The following is a 16,293-nucleotide window of genomic DNA, read 5'->3' as shown; positions in this document are numbered from 1 at the left end:
ATCCATCGAAGTCCGGTGAAGAGCGAACCCCCTCACGGCGTCACCCTGGCCGAGGCCACCCGCGTCTGGGCGCGCATCGCCCTCTTGAGCTTCGGCGGTCCGGCCGGGCAGATCGCGGTGATGCACCGCATCCTCGTGGACGAGCGGCGCTGGATCGGCGAGGCGCGCTTCCTGCACGCCCTGTCCTACTGCACCCTGCTGCCGGGGCCGGAGGCGCAGCAACTCGCCACCTATATCGGCTGGCTGATGCACCGCACGCCCGGCGGGCTGATCGCGGGCGGGCTGTTCATCCTGCCGGGCGCCGTCTCGATCATGGCGCTGAGCGTGATCTACGCGGCCTTCGGCGGCGTCGGGATCATCGGCGGCCTGTTCTTCGGCCTCAAATGCGCGGTGCTCGCCATCGTGGTCCAGGCCGTGGTGCGTCTCGGCGGCCGGGCTCTGCGCAACGGCGCGATGCGCCTGATCGCGGCGGGCGCCTTCGCGGCGATCTTCCTGTTCGACGTGCCCTTCCCGCTGATCGTGCTCGCCGCGGGCCTGATCGGCTACGGCTTCGGGCGCGCGGGCGCGCAAACCTTCCGGGCCGGCGGCCACGGCCCGGCGGGCCCCGGTCTCGCCGAGGCGGACAGCCTGCTGGGCGCCGAGGTGCCGGCCCATGCCCGGCCCGATCCGCGCTGGTCGCTGCGGATCGCCGCGGTGTTCCTGGCGCTCTGGCTGGTGCCGGTGCTGGCCCTCGTCGTCGGGCTCGGCCCGGGCCATGCGCTGGCCGACATCGCCGTGTTCTTCTCCAAGATGGCGGTGGTCACCTTCGGCGGGGCCTACGCCGTGCTGGCCTACGTCGCGCAGGCCGCGGTCGAGACCTATGGTTGGCTCAAGCCCGGCGAGATGCTGGACGGGCTGGGGCTGGCGGAGACCACGCCCGGCCCGCTCATCATGGTCACGCAGTTCGTGGGCTTCCTCGGCGCGTTCCGGGCGCCGAACGGGATCGACCCCTATCTCGCGGGGGTGCTCGGGGGGCTCGTCACCACCTGGGTGACCTTCACCCCCTGCTTCCTCTGGATCTTCGCGGGCGCGCCCTACGTCGAGGGCCTGCGGGAGAACCGCGCGCTCTCGGGCGCGCTCGCGGCGATCACCGCCGCGGTGGTGGGCGTGATCCTCAACCTCGCGGTCTGGTTCGCGCTCCACCTCTTTTTCGCCGAACGCGTCGCCCTTCGCCCCGGCCTCGGCCTGCGGCTCGAATGGCCGGTCTGGACGAGCCTGAACGGGCCGGCCCTGCTCTTGGCGTCCGCCGCGATGCTGGCGGTGTTCCGCTTCCGCCTCGGCGTGATCCCGACGCTGCTGGCCTGCGCGGCGATGGGGGCTTGCCTAAATGCCTTGAATTAAGGACTAAATACTGATCCGATTGTGGTTGCGGCTATTGCAATCAATGTATCTTGCCGAGATAGTTCGCATAAATCCAACTGTGTCTGAAAATATCAATATATGAAATACAAAATAAGAAAGTAGAATTCCCTGCAAACAACGATCTTGCAAAAATTAGCGAAACAATATAGATTTTATGGAAGATTTCGTCATGTTAGGAATTGATAATTGAAGGCTTAGAGGCCGCGTTGGCTAAAGGCGCTATTTCTTCTGTGCAAGAGATAGGCAGAGATCTTCTGAAATTCCTTGGTTCCAAAGGAAAGAAGGAAATCGGGAAGATAAAAGTTGATTTCGAAATCGGTTTTGCCACATTTTTGGAAAGAAATTATAAAGCCCTATCAAAAATAAAAACACCTCTTAATCCGAAGTCTCCAGTTTCGCTTGAGTCAACTTTCGAGGCGCCAACAATCACTCTGGATGGAAAGTCATAAACTGAGCAAGAGTTAATCAATAATATTGAAGTATTTAGATTGGTTGTCATTTCGGGCATCGGAGGGTCTGGTAAATCAATTCTGTTGAAGCATTTGTATGTTCGTTTTTATAATGAGTCCCTAGGGAGAGTACCCTTCTTCATCGAGTTGCGAAATATCCCTCATAACAAAAGTTTAACAGAGTATTTGTTCGAGCGGATAAGCTCACTAATTCCCTTTCTTGATTTGGAAGGATTTGAATATGCGTTGAATTCTGGAAAGTTTTTGTTTCTATTCGATGGATTCGATGAAGTCGATTTTTCGCACATGCCGTCCCTTTCTAAGCAGATAGGTGATCTTGCATATAGATATGACAAAAACTCTATCATCATGACGAGCAGGCCCGACAGAGTATTTGACTCTTGGGGAGAATTTTATGTTGCGGATATCAATGGATTTTCAAAAAAACAGGTAATATCTTTGGTTAAAGAAATGCGATATGACAAATCTATAAAGAAAAAATTTATAGTGGCAGTGCAGGCAAGTTTATATCAAAGCCACACCCCATATTTGTCCAATCCATTGCTTTGTACAATAATGCTTCTTACCTATAATTATGGGGCTGATATTCCATCAAAAATGCACCTTTTTTATCAGCAAGCTTTTGATGCCTTATATTATAAACATGATGCGACAAAGGGGCCTCATTATAGGAGAAAATTCAAAACAGCTCTAGATTTTGACGATTTTAGAAAGTTGTTCGAATCTTTCAGCATGTTCACATATCTAGATCATGGCTCTGTGTTGTCCTACCGTGAGGCAGTTGAATGCGCTTCAAAGGCTCTAGAATTCAACAAAAAAGACCAAAAAGCTGAAGATGTAATTTATGATTTATGTACCTCGGTTTCAATGTTGCTGCGAGAGGGCGATGATATTACTTATATTCATAGAAGCTTTCAGGAATATTTTGTTGCGCTTTTTCTTTCGTACGGAGATTTTTCAGGGTGGGGGAAAGTAGTTCAGCATATTTGCATAAATATACATAATGACATAGTCATAGAATTGATAAGAGATATAAATGGCGATCGATTTGATAGAAGATTTTTAATGCCTAGGTTGCGCTCTTTGATAAAAAAAATGAATTCAATTGACGCAAAGAGCAATCCAGAAGAATTTTTTTACCTATTTTATTTAGATTTTCCTGTAGGAACTGGCGCTCGAGGGCGACGTGTTTTGTCTTGGACAGTAGGAAAAGGAAGTGTAAGGCCGGAATTTGCATATTTAATACGCTACATAGAAGAACATGGAAAAATAATTCGCTATAATGCAACTGAGTTTAACTGGGAGGAATACGCGAAAAGCTTGAGTCCTGACCATATTTTTCGATCGCAAGACGAAACGATAGAAATACGCAAAGTTACTGGAGAAATTATTAAACAAACTCCGCTATTGACGTATTTTAATTTGGTAAAAGATGCCGCTATCGATCTAGAACAAAATATATATCTCGGCGATTCAAGCAAAATAACAAAATGGTATCGCAATCTCTTATGAGCAAAAACTATCGACGCAGCCTATTCGATTAATCGCAAAGATTGATCTGCTGAATTTTGATGCATATACCAGTATGGATGTGCATACAAACAAAGCTAATCATCTGACTTCCCGGCGACGCCCGCCTGCTCGAAGGTCGCCATGTCGCGGTGGCAGGCGAGCGCCCCCTTCAGCAGGCCGAGGGCGAGGGCCGCGCCGGACGCCTCGCCCAGGCGCATGCCGAGCGCGAGCACGGGCGTGAGCCCGAGGCGCGCCAGCACCTCCCCGTGGGCGCCTTCCGCCGAGAGGTGGCCGGCGATGCAATGGTCGAGGGCCCGGGCGTCGAGGGCGTGCAGCACCGCCGCCGCGGCGGTCGCAACGTAGCCGTCGAGCACCACCGGCACCCGCTGGAGCCGCGCGGCGAGGATCGCGCCCGCCATGGCCGCGATCTCCCGGCCGCCGAGCCGGGCGAGGATCGCCAGCGGATCGGTCAGATGCCCCGCATGGGTTTGAAGCGCCAGCCGCACGGCCTCGGCCTTGCGCGACAGGCCGGCATCGTCGAGCCCGGTGCCGCGCCCGACCCAGTGCTCGGCCTGCCCGCCGTAGAGCGCGGCGTAGATCGCTGCCGCCACCGTGGTGTTGCCGATGCCCATCTCGCCGACCGCGAGGCAATCGGTGCCCGCCGCGACCGCCTCCATGCCGAAGGCCATGGTGGCCACGCAGCCCCGCTCGTCGAGGGCGGGCCCCGCGCAGATGTCGCCGGTCGGCAGGTCGACGGCGAGGTCGAACACGCGGAAGCCGAGCCCGTAGGCGGCGCAGAGCTGGTTGATCGCCGCACCGCCGGCGGAAAAATTCTCCAGCATCTGCCGGTTCACCTCGGCCGGGAAGGCCGAGACGCCGCGGGCCACCACGCCGTGGCTGCCCGCGAAGACGCAGACCATCGGCCGGTCGAGGCTCGGCACCGCCTTGCCCTGCCAGGTGCCGAGCCATTCCACGAGCCCTTCGAGCCGGCCGAGCGCGCCCGGCGGCTTGGTCAGGCGCGCGTCGCGGGCGCGGATCGCGGCGGCGGCCTCTTCATCGGGGCCGGGCATCTCGGCGAGCAGGCGGCGGATATCGGCGAAGGGCGCGGCGTCGGAGGTCATCGGGGTCTCGTTCGCGTCGGGTGCGGGGCGCCGAACGGATCGCTCGATCGGCGGGGACAATCGACCGGTTCGCCGGTAGGCCCGCGTAGCAGGCAGAAGGCTTCCGGGGCTATAGAAGGGGGCGGGCCCGCGGTACAGGCGGCCGGGCCGCGAGGGGAGCGGCGAGGGGGCGGAATGGTCGGGCGCAGCGGCAGCGATCTGGGACCGCCCTTTCCCGGGGCGGATCTGGTCTACGACCTCGCCGCCTGTCTGCGCTTCTTCACCCGCCTGCCGATTCCGCCCCTGCCCGACGAGCCGGACCCGTTCGGCGTGCCGGATTTCCGCACCGTTCCGCGCATGCTGCCCGTGGCCGGGCTGCTGTTGGCGCTGCCCGCCGCCCTCGTGCTGGTGCTGGCCTGGGAGCTTCGGCTCGGCCCCTTCGTCGCCGCCGCGCTCGCGCTCGTGGCGACCGCGCTGATCACCGGCGCCATGCACGAGGACGGGCTGGCCGACGTGGCGGACGGTTTCGGCGGCGGTCAGAGTCGCGAGCGCAGCCTGGAGATCATGCGCGACAGCCGCATCGGCGCCTATGGCGGCACCGCCCTGTTCCTCGGGCTGGCCCTGCGGGCGGCGACGCTCGCCACCCTGCTCGACCGCAGCGGTGCCCTCGCGGCCGCCGCCCTGCTCCTTGCCGCCGCGCTCTCGCGCACCGCCGCCCTGATCCCGATCGTGCGGCTCGACCCGGCCCGGCCCGGCGGCGCGGGCGCCGCGGTGGGCCGTCCGACCCGGGCGACGCTCGGGATCGCGGCTCTGCTCTGCCTGATTCTGGCCGGGCTCGGCGCGGCTCTCGGCCTGCCGCCGCTCGGATTGCTGCTCGCGCTCGTCCTCGCTCCGCTGGCGGCCCTGGGCCTGAGCGCGCTGGCCCGGCGAAAGATCGGCGGCCAGACCGGCGACGTGGTCGGCGCCTGCCAGCAGGTGGGCGAGGTGGCGGTCCTGCTCGCGCTGGTGGCGGCGACGGCGTAGCGCCAGGGAGTCGCGCACTGGGATCGGGATCGCACATGCGGGAATTCTTTCGCCGGCTCTTCGGCGGCCAACCGATCGAGAGGCCCCGGGAGGCAGCCTCCGGCGCGTCCGTGGAGCCGGTCGATCGCGCCGACACGGCCGAGCGGATCGAGGTCCTGACCTGGGGCGGCTTCGAGACGCCGGCCTCGACCCTCGAGGCGATCCTGGACGAGTATCTGATGCCCGAGGCGATCGGCCCCGACGACCGGGGCTGGATCGAGGCGGAGGTCGCCCGGGCCTTCGCGCGCAAGCGGGACGAGGAGGCGACCTGGCCGGCCCAGACGGATGTCGATCGGCTCGCCGTCGCCTTCGAGGTCTTGGACGCAGCCGGGATCATCGCGCTCCACTGCGCGGGTTACACGCGCTCGGACGGCATCTCGGACGCGGCGGAGGTTTTTCACGCGCGCCGGGAGCAGGGGCGGGCATCCCGCGGCTTCGTCTTCTACCACGGGCAGGATGTCGAGGCGGTCCTGGTCGATCGCGGGCTCTACCTCGCCTTCGGCGCCTATGACGACCGGGACGAGACCGCGGCCGGCATCGCCGCCGAGATCGTGGCGGCGGTGGAGGCGCACGGGTTGCGCACGACCTGGGAGGGCGATGTGGACAAGCGCATTCTCGTCCACCCCATCCTTTGGCTGAACCGCAGCCCGTCCGATCCGTGAGCGGACCGCCCGCGCAACGCCTGGGACGAAAGGAGCCGTCGGCAAAACCCTTGATTCACGGCCCCGCTCCGCCCCATCTGCGCAAGCGATGACGGCGATCCCTTCCCAAAAACCTTCGAGCCCCTGCACCAAGGTCTGCGTGCTCGATGCCGCCAGCGGCCTGTGCGAGGGCTGCGGGCGCACCCGCGACGAGATCGGCCTGTGGGGCTCGTTGCCCGAATCGCAGCGGCTGGCGATCATGGCGCTCCTGCCCGAGCGGCTGCGCCGGGCCTATCCGGGGCGAGGGGCGCGCACGCGATGATGTGGCTCGGGCTCGCCATCCTCGGGATCGGCCTCGTCGTCCTGATCGCCAACCACGACGGCGGCCCCGTGATGGGGCTCGACTCGGACCAGATCGCCGGCCTCGTCTCCATGGGGGCGCTGCTGATCCTGCTCACCGCCGGCCGCTGGCGTCAGGCCCTGGCCATGCCGGGCGCGACCGTGCGCGCGATCCTGATCTGGCTCGCCATCGGCGCGGTGCTCGTGGCGGGCTACGCCTATCGCGACGACGCGCAGCGGGTCGGCGCGGGTCTGGTCGGGGCCCTGCGCCCCGGCACCGCCGTGGTCGGCCCTGGCGGCGAGGTCACGATCACCCGCCGCTCGGACGGCGATTTCGCGGTTCTGGCCGAGGTGAATGGCGGCCGGGAGCAGCGCTTCGTCTTCGATACGGGGGCGAGCAGCGTGGTGCTGACCGCCGAGAGCGCCGCGGCGCTCGGCATCCGCCCGCCGGAGAGCGCCTTCACCCAGCGGGTCTCGACCGCCAACGGCACCGCGCTCACCGCCCCGATCCGGCTCGACGCGATCACCGTCGGGCCGATCACCGAGCGCAACGTCGACGCCATGGTGAGCCGGCCCGGCGTTCTGACGGTCAACCTGCTCGGGCAGAGCTTCCTCACGCGGCTGCCCTCCTACGAGGTCCGCGGCGACCGGCTGATCCTGCGCAGCCGCTGACCCGCTGCCCGAGACGGGCGATAGCCGCGCCGGCTCAGCGCGGGCCGCCCCCGCCCGGCCCACCTCCGCCCGGACCGCCACCTCCGCCGAATCCGCCCGGACCTCCGCTCGGCCGGCCGAAGCCGCCGCCGAATCCGCCTCCGGGGCTTCCCCCGGGGCCGCCGAACGCGCCGCCGAAGCCGCCGCCCGGCGCGGCGCCGCCCGATCCGGGTGCCGGCCGGGTGTCGATCGGGTAGCCGCCGGGCATCGAGGAGCCGCCGCGACCGGGACCGAAGCCCCCGGCATCGCCGCCGGGGCGAGGGGAGGGCGCGCCACTCCCCGCACCGCCGCGGCCCGAGCCCGCAGGATTCTGCGCGCCGCCAGAGCCGGCGGGACCGCTGCCACCGGGACCGCGACCGCCCATGCCTTGCCCGGCCGGTCCCTGTCCGCTCGGGCCTTGCCCACCGATACCTTGCCCACCCGATCCGCCTCGTCCCGGTCCGTCGCCGCGCACCGCTTCCACCCGCATGCGGCCGTCGCGGCCGATGTCGGTCTCGATCACGGCGGGGCGTCCGCCCTGGGGAAGCGCCGCGGGATCGATCCGGCCCGAGACCGAGAGGCCCGAGCCGAGCCGCAAGCCGCCGTCGGTCCGTGCGACGTAGGCCTCGATGGAGGCGCGGGTGAGCCCCGGGAAGGGTCGGCTGAGATCGCGGGCGGCGGCGACCCTCAGGCCCGCCGCATCCGCCTCGCCCTCCACGAGGGCGCGCCGGCCGACGAGGGCCGGCGCCAGCCCGTCGAGCCGCAGGCCGCCGATGCGTAGGCTGCCGTCCCGGCCGCGCCGCACCGGGCCGGCGAGGCGGGCGGGGCCGTCGGGGCGGGGCTCGATCAGGCTCGCGACGATGGTGCCGTCGGGGCGCCGCAGGCCGCTCACCGCGACGCGCTCGCCCAGGGCGAAGGTCTTGGACCTCGCGATCCCCGCGGTGGCGACGCTCTGCCCGAGCACCGTGAGCCGGTTGCGGGCGACGGCCTCGACCGGGCCGATCACCTCGCTCGTCACGTCGATGGCGCGGGTCGAGAGGCCGCCCTCGGCGCCGCGGGCCACCACGCGCACGACGTGACCGAGCTTCAGGTCGGCGGCGCGGGCCGGCACGCCGTCGATGCGCACCCGCACGTCGGCCGGGTAGGCGATGCGCAGGTCGTTGACGACGATGGAGCCGAAGCGGCGGATCGTGCCGATCACGCCGGTGCCGCCGATGCCGCGGTCGCCGCCGGGCGTCTCCTCCTCGCTGGGCCGCGCTCCGGTGCCGCCGATGCCGCGGTCGGACGGCACGTCGTCCGCCTGCGGCCAAGCGGGTTGGGGCTGCCACAGGGCGGTACCGGCCAGCAGCGCCAGCAGGCCCCGGCGGGTCGGGTTCGGGCGGCTCAAGACGCGCGGCCCCGCCCGGCCTCGGCAGCGGGTTCCGGCTCGCCTGCCGGCACGTCCTCGCGGTAGATGTAGATGCCGAAGTTCCAGCGATGACGCCCGCCCGCGTCGTCGGCGCAGGCGGCGTGCGCCTCGGCATTGGCCTGCTTCAGCGCCTCCATGGCGATCTCCCGCGAGCGCGCCTCCAGCTGCGCGGCCAGCGCCTCGGACAGGCCGTCGTAATGCACCGCCCGCTCGAAGAAGCGGGGCGAGGGGCCGGCGATGTTCTCCGCCGCCGCCGCGAGATGGTCGTGGAGGTTGCGCCCGAAATAGTAGAGCTGCGGCTCGGCGCCGCCGCGGGGCAGGTAGGCCGCCTCGAGCAGGCGCACGCGGCCTCTCTCGTCGAGCACGGCCACGCCCCGGTCGAGCCATTCGTCGAGCACGGCGCGGGGGCGCACGTCCTTGGTCACGCCCTCCACGAGGCTCTCGAAGGAGGGCGCGTCCCCCTCGGCGGAGCGCGGCAGCGGCAGCGGCCGGCCCTCGCCGTCGGTGAACTCGGGTGCCGCGACCCAGCGCGCGATGATCCGGCCGGTGCGGGACACGGTGGCGGGCACTTGGCTCACCGGGGCACCCGCTCCGCGCAGGCGGCGCACCTCCTTGCGGTGGATGCCGGTGAGCAGGCTGACGCGGCTGTCGGTCTGCTCCTTGCCGGGCAGGGCGAAATCGTACTCGGCCACGTTCACGTAGAGTTCGCGCAGCAGGTTCGTCAGCGCCGGGAAGGTGATGCCCCGCTGGACCAAGAGGCGCACGAGCGGACGCAGCAGGCGCGCCACGGGCCCGTGCAGGGCGCCACCGTCCAGCGGCGCGCATTCGGTCTCATGAGACATGCCCCGAGTGTAAGCGTGTCGCCGTGGGAGACAATCCCACAACGTGCGCCGACGCACCTTGGCTATTGGATTCTCCATTGACGTGGGATTTTTGCACACGTAGCACTTTTGTGGTCAATTTTCCCACGAAAGGCTGAGGTCGCGATGGACGCCACCATGATCGAATTGAGGCCGTCCCGGCTTGCGGGCGATGCGCCGCTGCGGCTCACGGCGGGTTCCGCACCGGTCCTGGACGCCTCCGCCCGTCCCCTGCTCCGTGCCGCCGCCCTCGCCGCGATCCTCGCCGCCGCCCTCGCCCTGCCGGCCTTCGCGGCGGCCGTCACCGGGTCCTATCCGGCGCGCGGAGCTTCGGTCGGGGCCGGGAGTCCGGCTGCTCCGTCGGACTCCGACGCCTCCCTGACTCGCGCCGGCCTTCGGGGGAGCGCGCGATGAAGACCGCGTTTCCGACGAGCTTTCCAACCGCCGGTCTCGCCGCCAGCCGATTCCGGCCGCGCCCGTATCCCGCTCGGCCGGCGCGAGGCCGCCCGGACAGCCGCGGCGCGGGCGAGGCCTGCGGCGGCGAGACGGTGATCGACTTCGCACTCTGCCTGCTGCTGGCCGTCCTCGTGGTCGGCCTGCTGCTGCTCGCGCTCTGAACCCGTCCCACCCGCAACAGACTCACCCGCAAGAGAGATGACCATGATCCGACGCTCGCTGCTGCCGGCCCTGACCGGCTTCCTCATCACGACCGGGGCCGGCGCCGCCGACCTTCCGCGCCGCGCGGCACCCCCGCTCCCTCCGGCCCCGCCCGTCTTCACCTGGACCGGCGTCTATGTCGGCGCCAATGCCGGCTACGGCTTCCGCGGCGGGTCATCGAGCTTCACCGACGCCACCTACGGCACGGTGACCGGGAGCGGCGGCAGCGGCGGCTTCGTCGGCGGCGGTCAGATCGGCTACAATTATCAGATCACGCCCGGCTCGGGCTGGGTGCTGGGCGCGGAGGCGGATTTCCAGGGCACCACCTTCGGCCGCCGGGGCGACGGCACCATCGGCACCACGCCCTATTACGGCGTCGCGCCGAGCCTCGACTGGTTCGGCACCGTGCGCGGGCGCCTCGGCTACGCCTTCGACCGCTGGCTCGTCTACGGCACGGGCGGCTTCGCCTATGGCGGTGGAAGCGCCTCCCCCTACGCCTCCGCCTATACCGCCACGTTGCCCGACACGACCCGGCTCGGATACGCGGCCGGCGGCGGCGTCGAATATGCCCTGACCGACCGCATCTCGGTGAAGGTCGAAGGGCTCTACGTCGATCTGGGCAAGCGCAGCACCGGCGTGACCGTCTACGACGCGACCGTCCCCGCCTATTACGGCACCGGCCGCTCGGAATCGGGGTTCGGCCTCGTGCGCGGCGGCCTGAACTATAAGTTCTGACGATCCGCCGGAGGGGCCGATGGTGCGGTGCAAATGAACTTAAGCCGGAAGAGATCGTTTGAACGGCGCAGCCTTTCCGATCGCGGGTTGGATTCCGCTGGCGGCTGTGAGGGGAGCATTTCGAACGGAGCGTTTAACCTTGGCCCTTTCTTCGCACCGCGCCGAACGGCGCTTCCCTCTGATCCTCGGCCTTTCGGCCGCACTCGTCGGCTTCGCGCCGCTGGCCGCCTCGGCCCAGACCATCGCCGTTCCCGAGGAGGAGGCGCCGGTCATCGAGGCTCCGGCCGCCCCCGCTCTCGGCAAGGGGCTGCCCAAGGGCGCCCTGGTGTTCCACGGCAATTACTGCGGTCCGGGCAGCCGCGGCGCCGGCCTTCCTCCGGTCGATGCCCTCGACCGGGCCTGCATGCATCACGATGCCTGCTCGCCCCCGGTGGGACGAGGGCTGCCGACCTGCTCCTGCAACGATGAGCTGGAGCGGGAGGCCTCCCTCGTCGCGCACTCGCCGCGGGTCCGCGAGGATCTGCGCTCGACGGCGGAATTCGTCGCCATGGGCGCGAAGGTGCTGGCCTGCGAGCCCTGAGCATCGGGCATTGACGTCACGAACCGGCCCGGATCGCCTTCGCGTCCGGGCCGTTCCCGTTTGAGGGGCCGGCTCAGGTCGCGTCCGACACGTCGAGGCTGAGGCCGAGCGCATCGAGGCCCTCGTCGAGCAGCGATCCGGCATCCGGCGAGCCGAGCAGCTCGCGCATCACCGTGTCGCCCGCGGCCTCGCGCTCCTTGGCGAAGCGGACCGCCTCACCCCATTCCGCCGCCTCGTAATCTCCGCGGCCGATATAGAGCAGCGCCCCGAGATCGGCCCGCTCATCCTCGTTGAGGCCGGCGATCATGCTGCGGATCTCCTGCTCGGTGGCGTCGTCGGTTCCGCCCACCAGCACGTCGGTCGCACCGTCATCGGTCGGGTTCGAGCCCGAATCCGGATCGGTCGGGCCCTCCTTCGCCTCGATCGCCCGCAGCCGCAGGATGATCTCGGAGACCTTGTCGAGGGCGATGTCCATGCTTCACTCCAAACTTCGGCGCCCCCGCCGGGGATGGGCCGGGGCGCCCTGTGCGAACGAAACGCGCGGGATCGCCGGGGCGCTCCGGACAAGCCGGTCTCGTCGGGCCGCGGCGGGGCGCAGAGCCTCGACAACCCGTGGCGTGGGCGTTGGTTCGCCGCGGTGCGAGCGGTTGGACCGCCGGCGCCGTCAGGGTCTGGCGTTGGGGGAGGCCGCTACGCCCGGGGCGGGTATCCGCCCGGTTCGGCGCTCACGGCCCGGACGGGGCACTCCTCTTCGCGCCGGTGCCACATCAGCAGCAGGAAGGAGACCACGAGCCAGGGGCCGGCAATCCCGATGAAGAACGACATGGGCGCATCTCCCGCGCGGCGGAGCCATTTTTCGGATCGCGCTCCGATCCGCTCGACGCGTGATGATAGACCGACCCCGCCCGCCCGCAAGCCGGGCGTCGGGCCGGGCCGGCCTCAGGCAAAAAGGTCGGGCCGGCGCAGGCGCAGGCCGAGGATCAGCGCCAGCGTCTTCATGTCGGTGATCTCGCCGGCCTCGCTCATCGCGGCGAGTTCGGCGAGCGGCATCTCGACCACGGTGATCGCCTCGTTCTCCTCGGCTAGTCCGCCGCCGGGTCCCTCGCGGTCGGCCTCCCCGTAGGGGGCGAGATAGAGGTGCATCCGCTCGGTGGAGATGCCGGGCATGCTCCAGACCGTGGAGAGAGGCTCCAGGTGCGACAGGCGCAGGCCCGTCTCCTCGTAGGCCTCCCGGCGCACGCCGGCCTCCGGGTCGGCCTCGTCGAGCAGGCCGGCGGGCGCCTCCATCAACTCCGCCACGCCGGCGGTGAAGAAGGGCGGCGCGCGGAACTGGCGGATCAGCACGGCGACCCGGCGCTCGGGATCGTAGGGCAGAACGCAGACGGCCTCGCCGTGATCCTCGATCTCGCGGGCGACCTCGGCGCCGTCCGGCGTCGTCACCTCGGCGACGAGGAAACTCGCCCAGCCATCGTGGATGGTGCGGGTGCCGCGAATCTCGGGGGGCATGGCGTCTCCGGGCTGAGGCGCGCTTCCGGATCGAGACCCGGGGCGCGGCGGAATGGCGTCGAGGCCAGCCCTAGCTAGGGCTGCGATCCGTCCGGGCGATGGGACGGATCAGGAAGCGCGAGACGGGGCCGTGCCGCTCCTGCGCGTCCAGCGCGGCGCCTTCCTCGCGGACCACGTTGGGAATGTCGATGCCGGCGAGCGGATCGGTGCAGGTCACGGCAAGCCGCGCGCCGGGCGCCAGCCCGCGCAGGGCCTTGCGGGTCCGCAGGGCCGGCAGGGGGCATTTCAGGCCGCTGAGGTCGAGTTCGACCGTGCCGGCATCCGGGGTCTCGGGCGGGATCTCGGGCATCGCCCCGGCGCCATAGCATGAAAAAGCCCCGTCGGCGGCGATGCAGGGCGCGCGTTTGAAGGGACGGGATTCCGACCTTGCGCTTCTCGGCTTCGTCGGGCGCCTGCGCGCGACGGGGCGTTCGATGTCGGGCCGGGCGCCCCTGGACCGCTATTCGGCGTCGGACGATCTGAACCGGTGCGGGCCGGTGATCGACCTACCGTCCGAAATCATGCTGCGGTCACACCGACCGCTCGAAACCCTTCGAGCGATGGCCCGGCCGGTGCCGGTTCGGGCGCCTCGCGCAGCCAGCGCTGCATGTGCGGGAACGGCAGGGCGCCCCGCGCCTGCGCCGTCGGCGGATCGTAGGTCAGCCCCATCCATTGCAGCAGCGGCAGCCCGGGCGCGTGGCCCGACCCGAACAGCTCGGTGAACCATGCCGAACTGCCGCGATAGCCGCCGGGGTGGAACACGACCGTGGGGTCGAGACTCAGATGGGTCAGCGCCGCCCAGGACCACGCGATGGCAGCGATCTCGTCGCCGAGGTTCTGGCTGATGTCGAGGCTGCGGCGGGCCCGCACCGCCGGCGTCATCACGGCGATGTGCCCGGCCTCGTGCAGGAGGTCGCCTGGATAGGTCATGCGCGCCTCGTCGACGAGGAGCCGCCCGCGCTCGATGCGGATGCCCGGTACGAAGCAGCGCCCCGGGAGGTCGGCCGCCTCGACGGGGATGCCGATCCCGGCCAGAAAGGCGGCGATCCGCGCGGTCAGCGGATCGGCGAAAATGGGGCCGGCGGAAGCCATGATGACTCGCGTGAGAGGCGCGGGACATCCATCCTGCAACCGCGATCGTCACCGATCAACGCCGGCTCGGGCTTCCCGGCGTGCCTCGGTCGCCCGCCTCCGCCTCCGCGGACCGACGCGTTCGCGACGATCCTCGGGCGGCGACGGGATTCTCGCGGGCGGGGCGCGCTTACCAGCCGTAGGGGTAGTACCCGCCGCCATAGCCACCATAACCGCCATAGGCGGGGTAGCCGTAGCCGTAATAGCCGACCGGGCGGGCGTAGCCGTAATCGTAGTAGCCGTATCCGCCGTAGTAGCGGGGCGCCGCGCTCGCCGCGATGGCACCGCCGATCAGGCCCAGCGCCGCACCCGCGAACAGGGCGCCTGCGGCGTTGCGGCGGCGGTATCCGTAGCCGTAACGGGGGCCGTAATAGCCGCCGTAATAGCCCCGGCGCCAGCCGACGGTATCGACGGTGGTGTGGGCGCCGCCGACCTGGGCGGCGCTCAGAGCCGGCAGGGGCGCCGCATCGGCGGAGGGAACGGCCGCGATGGTCAGACCGGTCGCGGCGAGGCCGGCGAGCGCCAGGGTCGTGATACGGGACATGGCTGCGGACTCCTCAACATCATCAAGGAACACACGCAGGAACAACGAGGCGCCGAACGCGTTCCACCGGCCCCGCTTGCCCGGCGGAAGAATCTGCTCCGGCTGTCGCGAAGGATCAGAAGGTGCAGGCCGTGAAGGCCGGCTCGACGGATTTCTCCCACGGCCCCTCGTAATCGGCCAGCCGCTCCTCGGCCTGGCTGCGGCCGGCGGCGATGATCGCCTCCAGCGGCTGGAGGTAGACCGCCTCGTCGCGCCCGCTTCCGTCGCGGCGGGCCCGCGCCTGGAGGCCGGAGCGGGCGATCGAGAGGGCTTCCGCCGCCACCGCGCCGAGGCAGCGCCCGCCGATGCTGGTGTGGAGCCCGAGACGGGGCACGGCGGCGCGGATCGATTCCCGCTCGCTGGCGGACCAGCGGCGCACGAGGTCCCAGGCGGCCGACAGGGCGGTCTCGTCGTAGAGCAGCCCGACCCAGAAGGCCGATTGCGCCGCGATCATCGCCCGCCCGCCCACATCGGCGCCGCGCATCTCCAGGAAGCGCTTGAGCCGCACTTCCGGAAAGACGGTCGAGGCGTGGTTGGCCCAATCGGAAACGGTGGCCCGCTCGCCCGGCAGCTGCGCGAGGCGGCCCTCCATCAGGTCGCGGAAGGAGGCGCCGGAAACGTCGTGATAGGTCTCGCCGCGCTTGACGAAGTACATCGGCACGTCGAGCAGCCAGTCGGCGTAGGCCTCGTAGCCGAAGCCCTCCTCGAAGGCGAAGGCCAGCATGCCGGTGCGGTCGGGATCGGTATCGCGCCAGATCTCGGAGCGGCGCGACAGGAAGCCGTTGGGGCGCCCGTCGGTGAAGGGGGAGTTGGCAAAGAGCGCGGTGGCGATGGGCTGGAGCGCGAGGCTGACGCGCATCTTGCGCACCATGTCCGCCTCGGAGGCGAAATCGACGTTCACCTGCACGGTCGCCGTCCGCAGCATCATGTCGAGGCCGAGCTTGCCCACCTTCGGCATGTAGCCGCGCATGATGCGGTAGCGGCTCTTGGGCATCTGCGGCGTGGCCTCGCGGGTCCATTTCGGACTCATGCCGAGGTCGAGGAAGCCGATGCCGAGCGGCGCCGCGGCGCGCTTGGAGGCGGCGAGGTGCTCGTCGAGTTCGGCCACGGTGGCGTGGATGTCGGCCAGCGGCGCCCCGGAGAGTTCGAACTGTCCGCCGGGCTCGATCGAGATGGCGCCGCCGCCCTCATGGCCCGCGAGACCGATGATGTTGCCCGCGTCGAGGATGGGCTCCCAGCCGGTCTCGCGCGCGAGGTTCTCCAGCAGCGCCCGGATGCCGCGCTCGCCCTCGTAGGGCACGGGCGCGTGGTCGGCCGTGTAGAACGGGATCTTCTCGTGCTCGGTGCCGATGGCGAAGCGCTCGCGCGGCTTCTCCCCCGCGGCGAACCACGCGATGAGTTCGTCACGCGTGGTGAGCGGGGTCGTGTCGGACGTATCGCGCGCCATGCGCTGCCTCGAAGGTGACGTCGGTCGAAGAAGTCAGCGGGCGCGCCGGTCGTCCGCCACCGGACGGGCCGGTGGCGGCCTCACCGGATGTCGTGTCCTTAGAGGACGCAGCAAGGGTGAACAACGCGCCCG

The 16,293-nt window shown here is 68.2% G+C and carries 19 protein-coding genes; 9 read left to right on the top strand and 10 right to left on the bottom strand.

Annotation, left to right across the window (positions count from 1 at the left end):
- Positions 1 to 15 precede the first annotated feature (15 nt).
- The gene (gene chrA, locus ACPCJR_RS13540) at positions 16 to 1,380 is read left to right on the top strand and encodes a chromate efflux transporter (protein WP_391512562.1); all 1,365 of its coding nucleotides are present in this window, start codon (positions 16 to 18) and stop codon (positions 1,378 to 1,380) included.
- Positions 1,381 to 1,889: 509 nt separating this feature from the next.
- A complete protein-coding gene (locus ACPCJR_RS13535; RefSeq protein WP_391512561.1) occupies positions 1,890 to 3,383 on the top strand; it encodes an NACHT domain-containing protein in 1,494 nt (497 codons plus the stop codon).
- Between the two features lie 95 nt (positions 3,384 to 3,478).
- On the opposite strand, the gene cobT is transcribed toward ACPCJR_RS13535, so the two are convergent.
- A complete protein-coding gene (cobT, locus tag ACPCJR_RS13530) occupies positions 3,479 to 4,504 on the bottom strand; it encodes a nicotinate-nucleotide--dimethylbenzimidazole phosphoribosyltransferase (protein ID WP_391512560.1) in 1,026 nt (341 codons plus the stop codon).
- A gap of 174 nt (positions 4,505 to 4,678) precedes the next feature.
- Between cobT and cobS the strand changes: the two genes are divergently transcribed.
- From cobS to ACPCJR_RS13510, 4 genes are all read left to right on the top strand, one after another.
- Positions 4,679 to 5,506: an adenosylcobinamide-GDP ribazoletransferase gene (gene cobS / locus ACPCJR_RS13525; RefSeq protein ID WP_391512559.1), complete on the top strand. Its 828-nt coding sequence runs from the start codon at positions 4,679 to 4,681 to the stop codon at positions 5,504 to 5,506.
- 35 nt (positions 5,507 to 5,541) lie between these two features.
- Positions 5,542 to 6,207, top strand: coding sequence for a DUF6891 domain-containing protein (locus ACPCJR_RS13520; RefSeq protein WP_391512558.1), 666 nt, complete (start codon positions 5,542 to 5,544; stop codon positions 6,205 to 6,207).
- 88 nt (positions 6,208 to 6,295) lie between these two features.
- On the top strand, positions 6,296 to 6,508 hold the full coding sequence (locus tag ACPCJR_RS13515) for a DUF1289 domain-containing protein (RefSeq protein WP_391512557.1): 213 nt from the start codon (positions 6,296 to 6,298) through the stop codon (positions 6,506 to 6,508).
- Complete coding sequence (locus ACPCJR_RS13510; protein WP_391512556.1) at positions 6,505 to 7,197, top strand: retropepsin-like aspartic protease family protein; 693 nt, start codon at positions 6,505 to 6,507, stop codon at positions 7,195 to 7,197. Before ACPCJR_RS13515 ends, ACPCJR_RS13510 begins: the two co-directional genes overlap by 4 nt.
- Positions 7,198 to 7,231: 34 nt before the next feature.
- On the opposite strand, the gene ACPCJR_RS13505 is transcribed toward ACPCJR_RS13510, so the two are convergent.
- On the bottom strand, positions 7,232 to 8,602 hold the full coding sequence (locus tag ACPCJR_RS13505) for a DUF5666 domain-containing protein (RefSeq protein WP_391512555.1): 1,371 nt from the start codon (positions 8,600 to 8,602) through the stop codon (positions 7,232 to 7,234).
- Positions 8,599 to 9,465 (bottom strand): DUF6502 family protein, encoded by an 867-nt coding sequence (locus ACPCJR_RS13500; protein ID WP_391512554.1) that lies wholly within the window; start codon positions 9,463 to 9,465, stop codon positions 8,599 to 8,601. Before ACPCJR_RS13500 ends, ACPCJR_RS13505 begins: the two co-directional genes overlap by 4 nt.
- 428 nt (positions 9,466 to 9,893) lie before the next feature.
- Between ACPCJR_RS13500 and ACPCJR_RS13495 the strand changes: the two genes are divergently transcribed.
- From ACPCJR_RS13495 to ACPCJR_RS13485, 3 genes are all read left to right on the top strand, one after another.
- The gene (locus ACPCJR_RS13495) at positions 9,894 to 10,100 is read left to right on the top strand and encodes a hypothetical protein (protein WP_391512553.1); all 207 of its coding nucleotides are present in this window, start codon (positions 9,894 to 9,896) and stop codon (positions 10,098 to 10,100) included.
- 43 nt (positions 10,101 to 10,143) lie between these two features.
- Positions 10,144 to 10,875: an outer membrane protein gene (locus tag ACPCJR_RS13490; protein WP_391512552.1), complete on the top strand. Its 732-nt coding sequence runs from the start codon at positions 10,144 to 10,146 to the stop codon at positions 10,873 to 10,875.
- A 139-nt stretch (positions 10,876 to 11,014) separates the two neighbouring features.
- A complete protein-coding gene (locus tag ACPCJR_RS13485) occupies positions 11,015 to 11,455 on the top strand; it encodes a hypothetical protein (RefSeq protein WP_391512551.1) in 441 nt (146 codons plus the stop codon).
- Positions 11,456 to 11,528: 73 nt separating this feature from the next.
- On the opposite strand, the gene ACPCJR_RS13480 is transcribed toward ACPCJR_RS13485, so the two are convergent.
- The 7 genes from ACPCJR_RS13480 to ACPCJR_RS13450 all read right to left on the bottom strand — a co-directional run bounded on the left by ACPCJR_RS13480 (position 11,529) and on the right by ACPCJR_RS13450 (position 16,161).
- Entirely contained in the window at positions 11,529 to 11,930 is a 402-nt protein-coding gene (locus ACPCJR_RS13480; protein ID WP_391512550.1) for a DUF3775 domain-containing protein, read from the bottom strand.
- 215 nt (positions 11,931 to 12,145) lie between these two features.
- Entirely contained in the window at positions 12,146 to 12,280 is a 135-nt protein-coding gene (locus tag ACPCJR_RS13475) for a hypothetical protein (protein WP_391512549.1), read from the bottom strand.
- Positions 12,281 to 12,394: 114 nt separating this feature from the next.
- Complete coding sequence (locus tag ACPCJR_RS13470; RefSeq protein ID WP_391512548.1) at positions 12,395 to 12,961, bottom strand: NUDIX domain-containing protein; 567 nt, start codon at positions 12,959 to 12,961, stop codon at positions 12,395 to 12,397.
- 70 nt (positions 12,962 to 13,031) lie between these two features.
- A complete protein-coding gene (locus ACPCJR_RS13465; protein WP_391512547.1) occupies positions 13,032 to 13,310 on the bottom strand; it encodes a sulfurtransferase TusA family protein in 279 nt (92 codons plus the stop codon).
- A 209-nt stretch (positions 13,311 to 13,519) separates the two neighbouring features.
- Positions 13,520 to 14,092 carry a hypothetical protein gene (locus ACPCJR_RS13460; protein WP_391512546.1) on the bottom strand — a complete coding sequence of 191 codons (573 nt, stop codon included), beginning with the start codon at positions 14,090 to 14,092 and terminating at the stop codon, positions 13,520 to 13,522.
- 169 nt (positions 14,093 to 14,261) lie between these two features.
- Positions 14,262 to 14,675, bottom strand: a complete 414-nt coding sequence (locus ACPCJR_RS13455) for a hypothetical protein (protein WP_391512545.1) — start codon at positions 14,673 to 14,675, stop codon at positions 14,262 to 14,264.
- 115 nt (positions 14,676 to 14,790) lie between these two features.
- Entirely contained in the window at positions 14,791 to 16,161 is a 1,371-nt protein-coding gene (locus ACPCJR_RS13450; protein ID WP_391512544.1) for a glutamate--cysteine ligase, read from the bottom strand.
- Between the last annotated feature and the right edge of the window lie 132 nt (positions 16,162 to 16,293).

The sequence above is a fragment of the Methylobacterium sp. NPDC097929 genome, assembly GCF_049543375.1.
GTDB lineage: Bacteria > Pseudomonadota > Alphaproteobacteria > Rhizobiales > Beijerinckiaceae > Methylobacterium.
Note: the sequence above shows the minus strand (reverse complement) of the source record. Positions and strands in the feature narration are given on the sequence as shown.